Consider the following 425-nt stretch of genomic DNA (forward strand, 5'->3'; position numbering starts at 1 on the left):
CGGCAAAGCTGCCGGCTGCCGATCATGCCGGCCTCGTCGATGACGAGAACATCCCGGTGGCCGAGCAGGGATGTTCCGTTCTCCCAGCCAAGCTCCCACGAAGCCAGCGTGCGCGAAGCTATGCCCGAGGATGATATCAGACCCTCTGCCGCCCTGCCGGCAAGGGCAGCGCCATGGACACGATAACCGTCCGTCTCCCATGCCCGTCGTGCTGCGGCCAGCATGGTCGACTTGCCGGCACCGGCAAAGCCGATCACCGCTGATATCTGCGCAGATCCGGTGACGTGGAAAATGGCTCTCTTCTGCTCGTCACTCAGCCCCGGTCCTGCCAGTTCGCCGTTCTGCCAGGCGATGGCCCTCGTGATCATCGTCCCTCTCACATCGTGATCTGAGCGTGCCGCCATTCTGGTCGCACTCTCTGCCAT

General features: G+C 63.5%; 1 protein-coding gene. It reads right to left on the bottom strand.

The genetic code is table 11. From position 1 onward, the window contains the following. Nucleotides 1–425: AAA family ATPase (locus RS75_RS24965; RefSeq protein WP_045025288.1), on the bottom strand; the 425-nt coding region annotated here is incomplete at both ends.

Source organism: Rhizobium nepotum 39/7, assembly GCF_000949865.1.
In the GTDB taxonomy this organism is placed as follows: Bacteria; Pseudomonadota; Alphaproteobacteria; order Rhizobiales; family Rhizobiaceae; genus Agrobacterium; species Agrobacterium nepotum.